The 14113-nt window shown below is 60.0% G+C and carries 16 protein-coding genes; 8 read left to right on the forward strand and 8 right to left on the reverse strand.

The window, feature by feature from the left end:
• Positions 1–184 precede the first annotated feature (184 nt).
• Entirely contained in the window at positions 185–1777 is a 1593-nt protein-coding gene (locus tag BUA38_RS16960; RefSeq protein ID WP_172806037.1) for a glycosyltransferase family 39 protein, read from the forward strand.
• Between the two features lie 53 nt (positions 1778–1830).
• On the opposite strand, the gene BUA38_RS16965 is transcribed toward BUA38_RS16960, so the two are convergent.
• From BUA38_RS16965 to BUA38_RS16980, 4 genes are all read right to left on the reverse strand, one after another.
• Positions 1831–2127 (reverse strand): hypothetical protein, encoded by a 297-nt coding sequence (locus BUA38_RS16965; protein ID WP_156898545.1) that lies wholly within the window; start codon positions 2125–2127, stop codon positions 1831–1833.
• A gap of 120 nt (positions 2128–2247) precedes the next feature.
• Positions 2248–2487 carry a hypothetical protein gene (locus BUA38_RS16970; protein ID WP_072819433.1) on the reverse strand — a complete coding sequence of 80 codons (240 nt, stop codon included), beginning with the start codon at positions 2485–2487 and terminating at the stop codon, positions 2248–2250.
• Positions 2488–2714: 227 nt separating this feature from the next.
• Positions 2715–3221, reverse strand: coding sequence for a YkgB family protein (locus BUA38_RS16975; protein ID WP_072826180.1), 507 nt, complete (start codon positions 3219–3221; stop codon positions 2715–2717).
• Between the two features lie 47 nt (positions 3222–3268).
• On the reverse strand, positions 3269–3805 hold the full coding sequence (locus BUA38_RS16980; protein ID WP_072819435.1) for a carboxymuconolactone decarboxylase family protein: 537 nt from the start codon (positions 3803–3805) through the stop codon (positions 3269–3271).
• Between the two features lie 132 nt (positions 3806–3937).
• On the opposite strand from BUA38_RS16980, the gene BUA38_RS16985 reads away from it, so the two are divergent.
• Together BUA38_RS16985 and BUA38_RS16990 are read left to right on the forward strand one after the other, a co-directional pair.
• Positions 3938–4960, forward strand: a complete 1023-nt coding sequence (locus tag BUA38_RS16985) for an AraC family transcriptional regulator (RefSeq protein ID WP_072819437.1) — start codon at positions 3938–3940, stop codon at positions 4958–4960.
• A gap of 191 nt (positions 4961–5151) precedes the next feature.
• On the forward strand, positions 5152–5592 hold the full coding sequence (locus BUA38_RS16990) for a hypothetical protein (protein WP_072819439.1): 441 nt from the start codon (positions 5152–5154) through the stop codon (positions 5590–5592).
• Between the two features lie 240 nt (positions 5593–5832).
• Here BUA38_RS16990 and BUA38_RS16995 read toward each other — a convergent pair whose 3' ends face one another.
• Together BUA38_RS16995 and BUA38_RS17000 are read right to left on the reverse strand one after the other, a co-directional pair.
• On the reverse strand, positions 5833–6312 hold the full coding sequence (locus BUA38_RS16995; protein WP_156898546.1) for a hypothetical protein: 480 nt from the start codon (positions 6310–6312) through the stop codon (positions 5833–5835).
• Between the two features lie 122 nt (positions 6313–6434).
• Positions 6435–7016 carry a methylated-DNA--[protein]-cysteine S-methyltransferase gene (locus BUA38_RS17000; protein ID WP_072819456.1) on the reverse strand — a complete coding sequence of 194 codons (582 nt, stop codon included), beginning with the start codon at positions 7014–7016 and terminating at the stop codon, positions 6435–6437.
• Positions 7017–7441: 425 nt separating this feature from the next.
• Here BUA38_RS17000 and BUA38_RS17005 point away from each other — a divergent pair, with 425 nt between their 5' ends.
• From BUA38_RS17005 to BUA38_RS17015, 3 genes are all read left to right on the forward strand, one after another.
• Complete coding sequence (locus BUA38_RS17005; protein WP_156898547.1) at positions 7442–8095, forward strand: hypothetical protein; 654 nt, start codon at positions 7442–7444, stop codon at positions 8093–8095.
• Between the two features lie 177 nt (positions 8096–8272).
• Entirely contained in the window at positions 8273–8722 is a 450-nt protein-coding gene (locus BUA38_RS17010; RefSeq protein WP_072819460.1) for an ester cyclase, read from the forward strand.
• Positions 8723–8946: 224 nt separating this feature from the next.
• On the forward strand, positions 8947–9369 hold the full coding sequence (locus tag BUA38_RS17015; protein ID WP_072819462.1) for an adenylyltransferase/cytidyltransferase family protein: 423 nt from the start codon (positions 8947–8949) through the stop codon (positions 9367–9369).
• Here the strand turns inward: BUA38_RS17015 and BUA38_RS17020 are convergent.
• Entirely contained in the window at positions 9363–9713 is a 351-nt protein-coding gene (locus BUA38_RS17020) for a VOC family protein (RefSeq protein WP_156898548.1), read from the reverse strand. The two genes, BUA38_RS17015 and BUA38_RS17020, sit on opposite strands and share 7 nt — an antisense overlap.
• 262 nt (positions 9714–9975) lie before the next feature.
• Here BUA38_RS17020 and BUA38_RS17025 point away from each other — a divergent pair, with 262 nt between their 5' ends.
• The gene (locus BUA38_RS17025) at positions 9976–10353 is read left to right on the forward strand and encodes a hypothetical protein (RefSeq protein WP_156898549.1); all 378 of its coding nucleotides are present in this window, start codon (positions 9976–9978) and stop codon (positions 10351–10353) included.
• Positions 10354–10644: 291 nt separating this feature from the next.
• Here BUA38_RS17025 and BUA38_RS17030 read toward each other — a convergent pair whose 3' ends face one another.
• The gene (locus BUA38_RS17030) at positions 10645–11697 is read right to left on the reverse strand and encodes an IS110 family transposase (protein WP_244553128.1); all 1053 of its coding nucleotides are present in this window, start codon (positions 11695–11697) and stop codon (positions 10645–10647) included.
• A gap of 561 nt (positions 11698–12258) precedes the next feature.
• Here BUA38_RS17030 and BUA38_RS17035 point away from each other — a divergent pair.
• Positions 12259–13968 (forward strand): PAS domain-containing sensor histidine kinase, encoded by a 1710-nt coding sequence (locus tag BUA38_RS17035; protein WP_083587609.1) that lies wholly within the window; start codon positions 12259–12261, stop codon positions 13966–13968.
• Positions 13969–14113 lie beyond the last annotated feature (145 nt).

Here is a 14113-nt window from a genome sequence, read left to right on the forward strand (position 1 = left end):
ATCCGACGTTCATCCCCCAACGGCGCTGCGACAACTAGGCCGATTTCCAAGCCTGCCCGGGCGTGCCACAGGTCAGCTTGTTGCGTGACAAGTTGGTTTTAACTGGTTTTCCCCGCCCGCGATGAGGGTTTTCCTCCCCGATTTGACATTCCCGAATGCGGCTGCCCGCTCGGAAGTCCGTCCGGTGCGGTGGCGGCAGCCGTTTCTACGTCTGCTCGACGGGATCGAAGCGGGCTGGGCCATTCCGCTTCTGCTGGCCGGATTTGTCGCTGTCTGGATGGCCTTTCTGGTGATCGCCTACCTTGTCGGCGATCTGCATTCTGATGTGCTGGAGGCCTGGACATTCGGGCGCAGCTTCGAATGGGGCAGCGCCAAACACCCGCCGCTGATGGGATGGATCGCGCATGCGTGGACGTCGGTCTTTCCCCTGACCGACTGGTCGTTTCAACTGCTGGCGCTCGTCAACTCGACGCTCGCATTGTGGTTCGTCGACCTGATTTCGCGGCGTTTCGTGACGGGCGACAAAAGAATCATCGTGCTGCTGCTTCTCATGCTGCCGCCGACCTATCAGTTTTTCGCGCAACGTTTCAACGCCAACGCGGTGCTTTTGCCGGTCTGGCCCATCGCGACCTATTGTTTTCTGAGGTCGTTTGAAACGCGCGAGGTGAAATGGGCCGTCGCCGCCGGTGCAACGGCCGCGCTTGCCATGCTGGGAAAATACTATTCGGTTTTTCTGATCGGCAGCTTTGTGTTTGCCGCGATCTGCCATCCTCAACGCCGGGCTTATTTTGCATCGCCGGCTCCATGGATTTCCGCCGGCGTCGGTCTTGTGGCGTTGGGACCGCATTTGCATTGGCTGGCGACAACCGGCGCGATGCCGTTTACCTATGCGCTCATGGAACACGGCGGAAAGACATTTTTCGCCGCGCTCAACGAGGCGGTTCTTTTTGTACTTGAAGCGGCGTTGAGCCTGGTGCTGCCGGCTTGCATGTGGGCCGCGATCGCAGGACGGCGCCTGAAAATGCTTCCGCGCGATTTTCGACAGATGGATCCGGGCCTGCTGCTGTTGTTCTGGGTCACCGTCGGGACGATCGTGTTTCCGGCGATCGCGGCAATCGTCGTCGGCACCCACATGCCGGGCGTCTGGGCCTCACAAGGCCTCTTCCTGTTTGTCATTCTCTTGGTCTGCACCACGAGCTATCCGATCGACCGCTTCCATACGGTCAATTTGATCGTCATCGTCGCAAGCATCGCGCTGGTCGCCGCCTTGATCGTGGCGCCCGTTCTCGCGTTTTATCGCAATACCCATCCGCTCAATGAAGGCCGCAATTTCTACCGGCTGTCCGCGCTCGAACTCACGCGTCTGTGGCATAGCCAGATGGACGTCCCGCTTCCGATTGTCGGTGGCGAGGAGGGATTGGCGCTCGCGACGGCTTTCTACAGCCCCGATCATCCCTTGTTCGAGGTGGAGCTTGTTTGTCCGAAAACGAATGAATTTCCCAAAGCTGCCATCAGCCGCGGGTGGGCGGCTTTGTGTTTCGCCGGCGACGGGGCTTGTCTCTATCGAATGGCGAGGAACATCTCGAAAGCCCCTCGCGTCGTGGAGATCGAGTTCGCCGTTCAGTCCACTTTGATGGGTCTTCCGGGCGCCCAACAGCGTGTGAAAGCGTTCATCATCCCGCCCTCGACCGAGGGAATGATGTCGTCGATGTCAGCGGAGGATCTGAAGGAGCGGCGTTGCAAGGGTGGCAGACGTCCCGTAGCAGATGAGCGTTGAGACGAGGCGATGCTTTGCAGGCGTCGGTCCCCTCTGGCCTTTTCGAAGCGCATTCAACGCCGATGACTTTTGTTCGATCGTCGGTAGTGCCAATGCCTGTGCGAGGCATGCCGTCGATGCCTGGTTTCGCGCTCAGGTTCGCTCTCCATTTTGGCATTGGCTTGCAGAGCAGCGACCCGGATGGCTTCCACCGGAACGATCTTCTTGTCTTCATCTGTCATCGTCAGCTTGTCGTTCTTGCTGGCCAGATTGACGACAACGATATCGGAGGCGCCGGCATCGGTTGCTGATGCCGGGGAGGCAGGCGAGTTGCTCCTGGCTCGGAGCGCGAACACGCCGCCCAGAACCAAAGCGCACACCATAGCGAGGCGGACTGCGGTCCACATAAGCTTGCGCCCTCGTCACGCTAACCCCTTAAGAAACATGGGTATTTGGGGCGAAAAAAGGGCGGTCGATCCCTTGGTAAGGGCTCAGCCTGTCGATGCAGCCTCCAGCCTGATCTCACTGCGACCCTTTTCGGCGAGGTTCAGACGCGCGAGCTTCTCGATGGTGGACCAGTTCTCCCGGAAAATGATGGCAGCGTCGACCTGGCTGGCGGCTTGGATCGTAACGCTGCAGGCGTGCCTTGCGCCCGCGTCCGTCATCTGGAAATTGATCTTGAAATCCGCCGCCTGTTGGGCAGGCGATAGCGATGGCTGCTCTTGGCGCATTCTGACGCTCCCCTTTTTGCAACCTAATTTCCCCAGTTGCAGAGCGCAGTTTACGTTAGCGATTGGGAAATCTGTTGGGCGCGATTGCGGCCGTCAGCGGGAACGATCGTGGCTCGACAGCGCCAAGGCGGGATTGCCCCGGCGCGGTGAACTGTTGAATAACCAACGTGCCGTCGCCGGCGAGCGGAAAGCTCACCGGCGACGCATCGTCATCGGCAAGGCGCCGTCTATCTACGCACCAGGCGAATCGCGTCCTGCCGCAGCAGGTAGAACGAGACCGCGAGCAGGACGACGTCCTTCATCAGGAAAGGCAAGTTACCCGTCATCGCGGGGAAACCTCCCGCGGCAACGTCCCAGCCCTCGGGCATGAACGGGATAATCGTGACCGTTGCGATGAATGTGCCGGTCGAGCCGAGCGCGCCAAGAATACCGATCCGCTTGTCCCAAAAGCCCGCGAGCAGCAGGGACCCGAACGTCCACTCCGAGACGCCCAGGAAATAGCTGGCGCCGGCATGGCCGAATACCGGATAGAGCCACCAGATCAGCGGCCCATTGCTGATGAAGGGGACCAGTCTTTCGAACTCGTACGGAAACCACTTCTGATAACCGAAGAAGAAGAACATGATCACCATCGACGCCCGGACGGCGTGGTAGTCGAGGTCCTCCGCCAACAGGCCGGTGCCGTGCAGCGCGCGGACGAGCGGGTTATGAACGGTCGTGGAAAGCGTAGTCATGGTCGTGATCCTTTCGTGCTTGAGATCTGACGGATCGCACCGTCGCTTCATGCGACGGCCGGGAAGTCGATCTCGGTGTCGTTGATGCGGTTGAAGACGTTGGTGAAGACGATAGTCGCGAAAGCCAGGCTGATCTCGACGAGCTGGGCGTCGCTGTAGCCGGCGGCCTTGATCGCTGCGAACTCATCGTCGCTGACGGTGCCGCTGGTTGCCGCGAGCTTGCGGACGAAGCGGGCCAGTGCGTCTCGCTTGGAATCGCCCGTGGCGTTGCCATCGCGAATGTTCTTCAGTTCGTCGGGCTTCAATCCTGCGAGCTTGCCGAGCAGGCTGTGTGCAGCCACGCAGTAATCGCAGCCGGCGACACCGCTGACGATCAGCTTGATGGTTTCCCGGTCGCGCTTGTCGAGCGAACCGGATGCGAGCACCGCATCGGCGGCGAGCACCGACTTGAGCGCAGCAGGGCCGTGAGCGGCGATCGCCGCAAAGGCGTTTGGCACGTTGCCGACCGCCTTCTTGATCTGCGCGTAAACTTGACCGGACGGACCGGCATCGGACTCGAGGTTCGGAACTGAAAGGCGGGACATATTCGCACTCCGTTGTTGGGGTTGATGAACGATTGCGGAGTGAGGATATGGCCGCGGTATGAGACTTTGAATGTCGATAAATCTCGATTATATGCTTATTCGTCTCATTTGATCGTCACGGGAGAATCGCCCATGGATTGGCTTAGCCGGCTGTTCGAGATGATGCCGGTGCGCGGGCGGCTGGATTTGCGCTGCGCCTATGGCGCGCCCTGGCGCATCGTGCAGGGGCCCGGCGAGACCAACGAAATCCCGTACCACGCAGTGCTGGCCGGCTCGGCGATACTGGACGACCCGGCAGGAGGCCGTCCCCTGCACTTGAAGGCCGGCGACATCTTGCTGCTTCCCGGCAACCCGCGGCACGTGATGCACGACAGTAGCGGCGCCAAGCCGATGCCGGCGAGCAACCGCGCCGCGCTCAACTTCACGATCAGCGAGAACCTTGGTTCAGGCGATCGGCTCGACCTCTTGTGCGGACATTTCGCGATTGCGCCGCCGCACGATCGTCTGCTGCGCAATTTTCTGCCGCCGCGTCTGGTCGTGCATGCGGGAGCAGCCGGCGAAAACGAAACCGCGGCGCAGCTCGCCAGCCTTGTCACCGTGATGCGAGGGGAATCGGCGGACGACCGCCTGGGCGGACGCGCGATGCTGAACGCGTTGTCGACGGCAATGTTCGCGCTGGCGTTGCGGCTTGCCAGTGAGACCGAGGACGCGCCGCACGGCATTCTCGCCCTCGCCGGCCATCCGCGCCTTGCGCCGGCGGTGGCTGCCTTGTTCAACGAGCCCGCGCGCGCCTGGTCGTTGCCTGAACTCGCCGAACTGTCCGGTATGTCGCGCGCCACGCTGGCCCGTCAGTTTCAGGAGAAGCTCGGCCGTTCGGCCAGCGATCTACTGACCGACATCAGGATGACGATGGCAGCGAACGAACTGACACGTTCATCGCTTTCAACCGGCGCAGTCGCCGAGGCGGTCGGCTATCAGTCGGAAGCGGCCTTCCAGCGTGCTTTCAAGAGCCACATGGGCCTTACGCCAGCGCAGTGGCGCAAGACGGGGGAGGCGTCGGGCCGGGAGATCTTTGCAAGGCGTGCGGCCGCGAGAGCCGATGCGAAGCCGGCGGAGACACGCGCGGGCCAGAAACGGGTACGGCAGTCCCGATGAAGGAGAGCCGCGCCGCCAACGCCTCGTGAACTTCTGCGCGCCATCGAACCTCCGCTAGCCCTCTTTGTGTGCACGGTCACCTCAGTAGTTGCCCGGATATGCAGGGAGCGCCTGCGTCGAGATAATTCGGAGCTGGGAACGATAGGTCATGAAGTCAAATGCCGACTTCGCTGTAAACGCAGGATGGGAACATGAAATTCCTTACGGGACTGCTCGCGTTTGTACTTTTGTTTGCCGGCGCTGAGTCTGGCGGCGCAGCAGTCAGGATCGCCGATGACCGCGGTGGAATGATAGGTTCCTATCTCGATAAATATGAAGGCCTTCGACGCTCCCACCAGGTGGTCATGATTGACGGTCAGTGCGCCTCGGCATGTACAATAGTCCTCGGAAAGATTCCTCACGACAAGATTTGCGTGACTTCCAACGCGGCTCTCGCTTTCCATGCGGCTTTCGATTTCGGAAGCGGGGGTCAGGAGATTACCAACCGCGCTGCAACCAAGGTGCTTTACTCGATGTATCCGTTGCGGGTGCAGCGCTGGATAAGCCGGCAAGGTGGATTGACCCCGCACCTGATCGTTCTGCGCGGGGCCGAACTTGCGAAAATGTACCGTCCCTGCGATTTGAACGCCTAGGCTTCCTTGACCATTGAGCCTCGCGTGGTCGCCGCCAGACGAGCGGGAGCAACGCAGTGTTCGCTTTGGGGGCAAAGTGGAAGAGAGCAGCGCTGGTAGAGACGCCCGCTAGTGATCCACAATAGACATCAGCTAGGAGCTCCGGCGCACCTGAGATCGAACCACCTAGACGGATCCATTCGATGCGCCGGCTACTGCAAGCGCTAAGTCTTGCACGGTAAAGCGGAACGAGAGTGGTCGTCATTTCCGCGCGTCATGATCCCTGTGAAACAGGAAATCAATGACTTGCGCAACTACTGGTGAGCCGGGCGTAACCGATGTGCGGTCATCAGAACGCGACATGAGTTGCAGCTGCATGGCACGGCGCCCCGTCGGGTCGATATCCGTGAGATCCTCCGTGTCGGTTATTTCGATAGCCAGGATAGCGACCCTAGGCTGACGTTGCTGTTCTGTTAGTGGCCGAAGAACGAGCAACGGATGCTCCGGGCAGATCGCGGCGATATTGGCGAGTCTCTTGAGCGGCCACTTCAGATGGGTCCAGTGTTTGACGATCTCCGACCAATTGCCACCGTCCTTGAAGGAGCCATTCAAGAGACCATTCGACAAAGGGTCGTGTGGGGTGAACACGCCGACACTGGCCCCGATATCGATCGCGTGCGGTCCCGTCGGCAAGAGCACGTGGAGGCCGATCTTCCCATCATCCGAACTAACTAGCTTCATCGTCGTCTCCATTTGTCGGAGGCTCTTCGCGCGCAGCAGAATTCACTGTCGGCCGCTGCCGGAGGTCTGGCCGCCGTCGGGTCCAGTCCGTAATCGGGTCGCAGTAAGTATTAGCCGTCGGCTTAGGGTACCGGACCGCACGACGTTGCTTCCTTCGCGATCAATTTGCGCTTGCGCTCGAGGCCCCAACGGAAGCCCGCTAGTCCGCCATCGCTGCGAACAACGCGGTGACACGGAATTGCGAGAGCCAGCGGATTGGCAGCGCAAGCGTTGGCCACGACCCGCGCGGCCGCGTTCGGATAGACACAATTGATCACGCGGGCCAAGTGCATGTAGCTGACCGTCCGTCCGACCGGGAGATTGCGGATCGCCTCCCAGACGCGGCGTTGTAGCGGCGTTCCTCGCATATCCAGCGTGAGGTCAAGCCTTTGGGTAGGCTTGTTCGCGAATACGACTACCTTCGAAAGATCGTCACGAAGGAAGGCTTGGCTTCGCACGAGCGTTGCCTTTGGAAAACGCACCAAGAGATCAGTTACCAGCTCCTTGTCACTATCACCAATCAGGATCGCGCAAACGCCCTTGCTGCTGTGGGCAACCAGTATCTCGCCGAGATCGGATTCGCCCGTAGCATAGAACAGGATCTCAGCGGTTGGCCCGGCACGCGCCTTTGACTGCGTGACGCCATTCTTCATCATGAGGTCCATGGAATATCTCCTTTATCAGTCCTCATGACCCAAGGTAGTCGGAAGCCTTTTGGTTCGAACTCCGATGCTTGCTCTCAAACTGAGAAAATTTCCGACACAGTTCCGAGCATAAAAAGCCTGCCGTGCGACCGGCGAAAAGTAGGGCGCCCCCTTGGCAAAAGTGACACCAGGCCGTCCGCCACGCACAGCAGCGGCCAGCCAAGCCGCAGCGTCACGCGATTGCCGGCGTGAGATTGCGCGTTCCAGATTCTCGCTCGTGCGTCCAAGAGTTTGAAAGCAAGAATCGGAGTGCGGTGCGCGGCGGCTCACGAGAGAAGATTTGCGAGAGCGGAATGAACCGACCTCTCTTCCGCAGGAGATCTACCGGCCTTGGCGCCTGTGTCGCACAATATGATGTCGGGTCGGGACAGCTGCGGAGAAGAGAGATGGCCCCCACGCGGCCAAAGTACCGAACCTTGAAATTTACCCACCTTGGCGTTGAATTCTGCGTCACTGCTGTTCCTGCTGGCGTCGATGTCGAACTCCATATCGCCGATCAGTACGGTCGGCTCTTGTTGCCCATTTCGCTTCTGATTTCGGGCGCTAAGCAGGAGCCTGGGAGCGGCAACAAGCGTCGACGGATCGACGCAGGCATGGCCGAACTCCAAAAAGCCGTCAAAGCACTCGACGAACCGCGCTTCCTGAAGTTTCTGGAGATCCCAAGGGCGGCGAGCGACTTTGATTGGACGCCCGCGGAACTGAACGCGGCGTCGAAGATCGACTGGTCACAACCGGCAGCGGCCATCGTTCATGAGGGATATTGCTTCTCGATCGCCGCGTTCGAAACCGAGCATCGGTTGGTTATCCTGCTCAGTGACGCGGACGGGCCTTTCGACGGCCCAATGTCCGTGCCGAGGGAAATGATCGACCGCGCGAATTGGAAAGGCGATGATCCACTCTTATTCGGCGTCAGAGCGATGGTCACGCAAATCCGTACTTGGAGCGAGTCTCGGACGGCCGCTTTCGTCAGGGACGCGCCTCGGCTGACTGAGCAAATGCAACGGTATGGACGACCGACGGCCCGCGATCGTCTGAATTGAAGAATTGGTCAGAGTTCTCACGAAGTCATGAGCCCGCCCAATCGATGGCGCAGCCCGCGAGAGGCCTTTCTAGTTTGAAGGCAAGAATCGGAGTTTGGCGGTGAGGAGAGCGGAATACGTCTGATCTCAGGTCATCGAATGATTTGGTGATTCCGAGGTGATGAAAGGACCTTTTCTATGAGCAAGGAAGAAGACAACAAGGCAGTCGTCGTTCGTTGGTTTACCGAATTCTGGGGCAAGGATGTCAATTTGGCGGTCATCGACGATATCGCCGCGCCCGACATGCTGCTCAAGTATTCGCTGCACGAACCGCGTCGCGGCCGTCAAGACATCAAGGCGTTCATGACCGACTTCCGGGCCGCGTTTCCCGATCTTAATTTCTGGGGTACGGCTGATTTGATTGCAGAAGGCGATTACGTCGTCGGTCAGTGGGAGGGTGGAGGCACCCACACGGGTCCGGCCTTCAAAGATTTTCTGATCGGCGGTCTCCCCGCTGCGACGGGTCGTAAGATGCACTTCACCGGCACGACCGTGCTGAAAGTGATCGGCGGAAAGATCGTGCAGGAAATCGGTCTCGACGATGGCGTCACCGCACTAACGCAACTCGGCCTCATCAAGGCCGCCTAAGCGAACTCGCACGACGCCGACCTGTGATTTATCGGCACTCTTCGGCAAGAGACTGGGCCCGCGCAATGTCAAGTGCGGGCCTTCGTCATTTCGGGCGGAAGAGCAGAGCGAAAAATCTTCTTTCGACATTTGTTGATTTCGAAACACGAACCGGAGCGTAGCGATTTCGATACAGCAGTAGTTTCTTCAAAGTGAAATCCACTAAGATAATCGGAACGACAGCCATGATCCGCATCGGTTACGCCCCCGGCGCCTACGACCTCTTCCATATCGGCCATCTGAATCTACTGCGCCGTGCGAAAGAACGATGTGATTATCTGATCGCCGGCGTTGCGGCGGATGACGTGTTGATCAAGCACAAGGGCATCCAGCCAGTAATCCCACTCGCCGAGAGGCTCGAGATCGTCCGTAACATCAGCTTCGTCGATGCCGCCTACGCTGCGACGACGAACGATAAGGTCGAGATCTGGAAAGAATTGCGGTTCAACGTCCTGTTCAAGGGCAATGACTGGCAGGGTACCAAGAAGGGTCTGGAGCTCGAACGGGACTTTGCTGCTCTCGGGGTGGAGATAGCCTACTTCTCCTACACGCCGTCGACAACGAGCAGCGCACTCCGCAAGACGCTTCAGAATGATGCGAGTTATTGAGAAATCGGAAGCTCAACTTGTGTTCCGTCCGGATCGATAAGATAGATTGGCGACGAACCGCGCGTTGGATCGTGCGCACCTTTTTGCGGAAAACACACGCGTTGCGGGTCAAGCACGGGCTGTTTTTCCTTGCCCGAGACCAACGTCACGCCGTTGCTGTCCTTCTCCATCACGACGGCTCGGGAATCGCGTTCGATCGACCTAAGGATAAAGACTTCCGAAAGCCCGACATTGTCACGGTACCAGTTTACGGACCGCCTCATGTCCGAGACGTAGACGACAACATCGCGCGTCGTCGGCGCGACCGAGTTGCACGGAGAAAGCTCAGCTTCCGCGCTTTTCATGTTAGCGCCCTCGATCGAGAGCAAGCACACCGCGCTCAGGATGATCGGAGTCCTTGTGCCACGCAACAGTGCCTCTGACCACGCCATCTCATCCTCCTCACATTAAAAATGACGATGGGAATGGTCTAGGTCGAACCGGGCAACGCGCGCACTCCGGTTCTTGCTTCCAAATCACTGTATCGTTCAAAATTTGAAAACAAGAAACGGAGTGCCGTTGTTCGCCTGGACCGTTCTACTCGGCCCGAAGCACGAGCGGGGCTCTATGGCGGACCAGATCGATATTCGCAGATTGGTGAATTTCGAGACCGCGATCGATGGTACGGCCGTGAAACTTGTGGCCGAAGATCAGGCAGGCCGGACGGTCGACATCATCCTTACGGTCGAAATACTGTCGGCGTTGCTGATGACCTTGCCAAAGATGGCATCGAGCGCCGTGAGACGCGCAAATCACGATCCGAGGATGCGCATTACGTATCCGCTGCGGGAATTTCAGATCGAGGCGGCACCCGACAACTTCCGCATTCTGACGATCGGCACGCCGGACGGATTTACGGTTTCGTTTAGCCTTACCGAGGAGCTCTCCCGCGAACTGGGAGAGGCGCATCTGAAAGGTAGCGGCGAGCGCGCGAAAACGCACTGACGACGCTCGCGTACGCTACGACTTCAGAGCTGAAGCGGGGCCGTCGCGACGCGCCCTATCTGAAGGTCTGCTTTCCGGTGACAGGCCAAGGTCCGCAATTGGCCCTTGGCAGACGTCGACCATGCCCGATTCGATTTCGGCTTTCGGTGGCGAAGCAGTCGACCGGGACGACCCGGAAAATCTCCCCTTGCCCCGTCGGGCAAATCACCTTTAGAAGCCCGCGCGTCCTTGCCCGATCAAGAGCAACTGTGCCGAAGTAAACGGGGACCAAGGGCGATAAAGTTCGCTGGATCAGGCCGATGTGTAGCGCGCGGCATCCCATTTCTGGCGACGAGCGATCATGACGTTGAGGATGACGATCAGCTTTCGCATGCAGGCGACGAGGGCCACCTTCGGCTCCTTTCCCTTGGCGATCAGGCGTTGATAGAAGGCCTTGAGCACCGGGTTGTGCTGCGTGGCTGCGCTGAGGCAAGGCATGTAGACGGCGTTTCTGACCCAACGGCGGCCGCCCTTGATGTGTCGCTCGCCGCGCCGTTTGCCACTATCGTCATCATAAGGTGCGAGGCCTATCAAGGCCGCGGCGATCTCCTCACCCACCATCCCGAGCTCCGGCATCCCCGCGATGAGGATCGCGGATGTCGTTTCGGCGAGGCCCGGCACACTCTCGATGATCTCGGCGCGCTCAGCAAAGCCCGGTGTCGCCTTGACCTTGGCGGAGATCGCAGTCTCGAGCTTGGCAATTTCGGCAGCCAGACTCTTCAACACGTGGGAATGGGCCTTCTGCACCGGTCTCGGTCCGGCGTGTTCGTTCTGGCTTTGCAATCGGGTCTTAACATCAATCAGGTTTTTGCGTGCCTTCACCAGCGCTGCCAGCTCCTCGCGTGCGGCATCGTGGATCTGGCCAGGTATCTCGTCAAATGTCTCTGCGAACCAGGCGATCATCCCCGCGTCGATCGGATCGTTCTTCGCTAGGCGTCCGGCCGACAGCGCGAAGCTGCGGACCCGCCTGGGATCAACGATCCGCACCTCGATGCCGGCTTGGCGCAGCACTTTGGCCCAATCGCGTTCGTAGCCGCCACTGGCCTCCATAACGGCCTTGTTCACTTGGTGCTTGCGAAGCCAGGCCACCAGCTTGCTGTGCCCTGGCGCGGTGTTCGGGAACACCTGACGCAATGCGAACTTGCGAAGGCAGACATCTACTTTGTCCTTGGCCACGTCGATACCGGCGACAACCAAACCGCTTTGTGCCATCATCCACTCCCTTCCTTGCTCGGTACGGGCTCGAAGCCCTTGCAACTGTTCGGGTTGAGGAAGACACCGGAACTGTCCCTCGCTCTTGAACAAGCTTTGTCGCTTTTGGGGCGCTACGGGCTCAGCTCCAGCAACGGGCGGTTGGTCAGAACCGCCCGTTCGCACATTCTGCCAGATTTCCTGGACACAAGGGGCGTTTCGCGATCGTCACGAACGTTGGGCCTAAAGGATGCGATGGGCGCGTTGACGCCGCCGGACGAGCGGCATCGATGCGGACGGCGAAGTCGTGTGGTCTTGATGCCTCGATGCTGGCATCAACTGGCGATGATGCTTCGCATCACGCCGGGATGGTGGCAAGAAAGCCGATCACCAGAGAGAGCACGAAAGAAGCCGTTAAAACCATCGTGCAGGAAAGGCCGGATCGTTCTGGCGAACCTGTGGTGACTAACTTGTGTGCTTTCTTACATCGCACACAAGGCTGCGGGTGCGCTTGAGCATCCGGCTTTTCCTGCGCCCTCTGTTTTTCGAGGGACAAGATTTGGCAAAAGCCCGGGCAACAAAGGCCGCGGGGGTGCACGATTTTGTCTACACAACACCGCACGGCTGTATAGACTGACCTTTGCAGCCGACGATTTTGCAGATGGCCACCTCGACATGACTCTGGCCCCCGAGGGTCTTAACTTCAAAGAGGCTCCTGACTTCAAAGCGCTGTTCGAAGGCGCTCCCGGTCTCTACCTGGTCCTGACGCCAGACTTGCGCATCGTCGCCGTCAGCGAGGCCTATTTGCAGGCGACCATGACGAAACGTTCGGAGATTCTCGGGCGCCCGCTGTTCGAGGTCTTTCCCGACAATCCCGATGACCCGGCTTCCGATGGCGTGCGCAACCTCAACGCCTCGCTTCAGCGCGTGTTGCAACTCCGCCGCCCGGACGCCATGCCGGTGCAGAAATACGACATCCGCAAGCCGGAGTCGGAGGGCGGCGGCTTCGAAGTGCGGCACTGGAGCCCGCGCAACTCGCCGGTGTTCGGCCCCGACGGGCGCATCGCCTACATCATCCATCGGGTCGAGGACGTCACCGAATTCATTCGCCTGAAACAGCAGGGCGTCGAGCAGGACAAGCTTGCGGAGGAATTGCGCGGCCGCACGCGGCAGATGGAGGCCGAAGTCTTCCTGCGGGCGCGCGAGGTCGATGATGCCAAAAAGCAGCTCGAAGACGAGCAGCGGCTGCGCCAGACCCAGAAGATGGAAGCCGTCGGGCATCTCACCGGCGGCGTCGCGCACGACTTCAACAATATTCTCACCGTCATCATCGGCATGGCGGAGGTGTTGAGCGAAGATCTGGCCGACGACCCGGCGCGCATCGCCTCCGTGCGCATGATTTCCGACGCGGCGCAGCGCGGAGCGGAGGTGACGAAGCAACTGCTTGCATTTTCCCGCCAGCAGCCGCTGCAGCCGCGCGAGACCAATCTCAATGAATTGGTCGAAGACATCGCCAAGCTGCTCCGGCCGTCATTGGGCGAGCAGGTCGAGATTCAGCTCGCGCTCGAAGACGACAGCTGGTCGGCGCTGGTCGATCCCAGCCATCTGACCACCGCGCTTCTCAACCTCGCCTTCAACGCGCGTGACGCGATGGGGGAGGGTGGCAAGCTCACGCTGGAAACCGGCAACGTCTTTCTCGACGAGGCCTATGCGGCGCTGAATGCCGAGGTGCGGCCGGGCCATTATGCGATGGTCGCGGTCAGCGACACCGGCAGCGGCATTCCCGAAGCGATCCGCGACAAGGTGTTCGAGCCGTTCTTCACCACCAAGCAGACCGGCAAGGGGACGGGGCTCGGCCTTTCCATGGTCTACGGCTTCGTCAAGCAGTCCAACGGCCACGTCAAGATCTACTCGGAAGAAGGCCACGGCACGTCGATCAAGCTCTATCTGCCGCGCGCGACCGAGACCGTGCAGGCGCGGGAGCCGGTGGCCTCGGGCGAAGTCGGCGGCGGCGGCGAGACCATTCTGGTCGTCGAGGATGATCCGCTGGTGCGCCAATATGCCAGTGCCCAGCTCACCCTGTTGGGATACCGGACGATTCTGACCGCCAACGGGCCGGAGGCGCTGGTCGAAATCAGAAAAGGCATCGCCTTCGATCTGCTGTTCACCGATGTGATCATGCCGGGCGGCATGAACGGGCGGCAATTGGCCGATGTCGTGCGCGCGTTGCATCCGAAGATGCGGGTGCTGTTTTCGGCGGGCTACACAGAGGATGCGATCTTCCATCACGGCCGGCTCGACCCCGGCGTGTTGCTGCTGCCAAAGCCCTATCGGCGTTCCGATCTCGCGCGGATGATCCGTCTCGCGCTCGACCAGGAGGCGTGAGGCTGCGTTCGTTTGGTTCCGGGTGCGGCCCATCCTTCGAGACGCCCGCCGGCAGCGGGCTCCTCAGGATGAGGGCGGAGTACGCGGTTTAAATCCTCATGGTGAGGAGCGCCATTTGGCACGTCTCGAACCATGAGGCCCGGAC

This window comes from Bradyrhizobium erythrophlei (assembly GCF_900142985.1).
Taxonomy (GTDB): Bacteria; Pseudomonadota; Alphaproteobacteria; order Rhizobiales; family Xanthobacteraceae; genus Bradyrhizobium; species Bradyrhizobium erythrophlei_B.

Coding starts and splice junctions, on each gene's coding strand:
- BUA38_RS17005 (WP_156898547.1), top strand. CDS start 7,442: ATGGCCCCCACGCGGCCAAAGTACCGAACCTTGAAATTTACCCACCTT.
- BUA38_RS16980 (WP_072819435.1), bottom strand. CDS start 3,805: ATGTCCCGCCTTTCAGTTCCGAACCTCGAGTCCGATGCCGGTCCGTCC.
- BUA38_RS17015 (WP_072819462.1), top strand. CDS start 8,947: ATGATCCGCATCGGTTACGCCCCCGGCGCCTACGACCTCTTCCATATC.
- BUA38_RS16995 (WP_156898546.1), bottom strand. CDS start 6,312: ATGAAGCTAGTTAGTTCGGATGATGGGAAGATCGGCCTCCACGTGCTC.
- BUA38_RS17020 (WP_156898548.1), bottom strand. CDS start 9,713: ATGAAAAGCGCGGAAGCTGAGCTTTCTCCGTGCAACTCGGTCGCGCCG.
- BUA38_RS17035 (WP_083587609.1), top strand. CDS start 12,259: ATGACTCTGGCCCCCGAGGGTCTTAACTTCAAAGAGGCTCCTGACTTC.
- BUA38_RS16970 (WP_072819433.1), bottom strand. CDS start 2,487: ATGCGCCAAGAGCAGCCATCGCTATCGCCTGCCCAACAGGCGGCGGAT.
- BUA38_RS17025 (WP_156898549.1), top strand. CDS start 9,976: ATGGCGGACCAGATCGATATTCGCAGATTGGTGAATTTCGAGACCGCG.
- BUA38_RS16990 (WP_072819439.1), top strand. CDS start 5,152: ATGAAATTCCTTACGGGACTGCTCGCGTTTGTACTTTTGTTTGCCGGC.
- BUA38_RS16975 (WP_072826180.1), bottom strand. CDS start 3,221: ATGACTACGCTTTCCACGACCGTTCATAACCCGCTCGTCCGCGCGCTG.
- BUA38_RS17000 (WP_072819456.1), bottom strand. CDS start 7,016: ATGGACCTCATGATGAAGAATGGCGTCACGCAGTCAAAGGCGCGTGCC.
- BUA38_RS16985 (WP_072819437.1), top strand. CDS start 3,938: ATGGATTGGCTTAGCCGGCTGTTCGAGATGATGCCGGTGCGCGGGCGG.
- BUA38_RS17010 (WP_072819460.1), top strand. CDS start 8,273: ATGAGCAAGGAAGAAGACAACAAGGCAGTCGTCGTTCGTTGGTTTACC.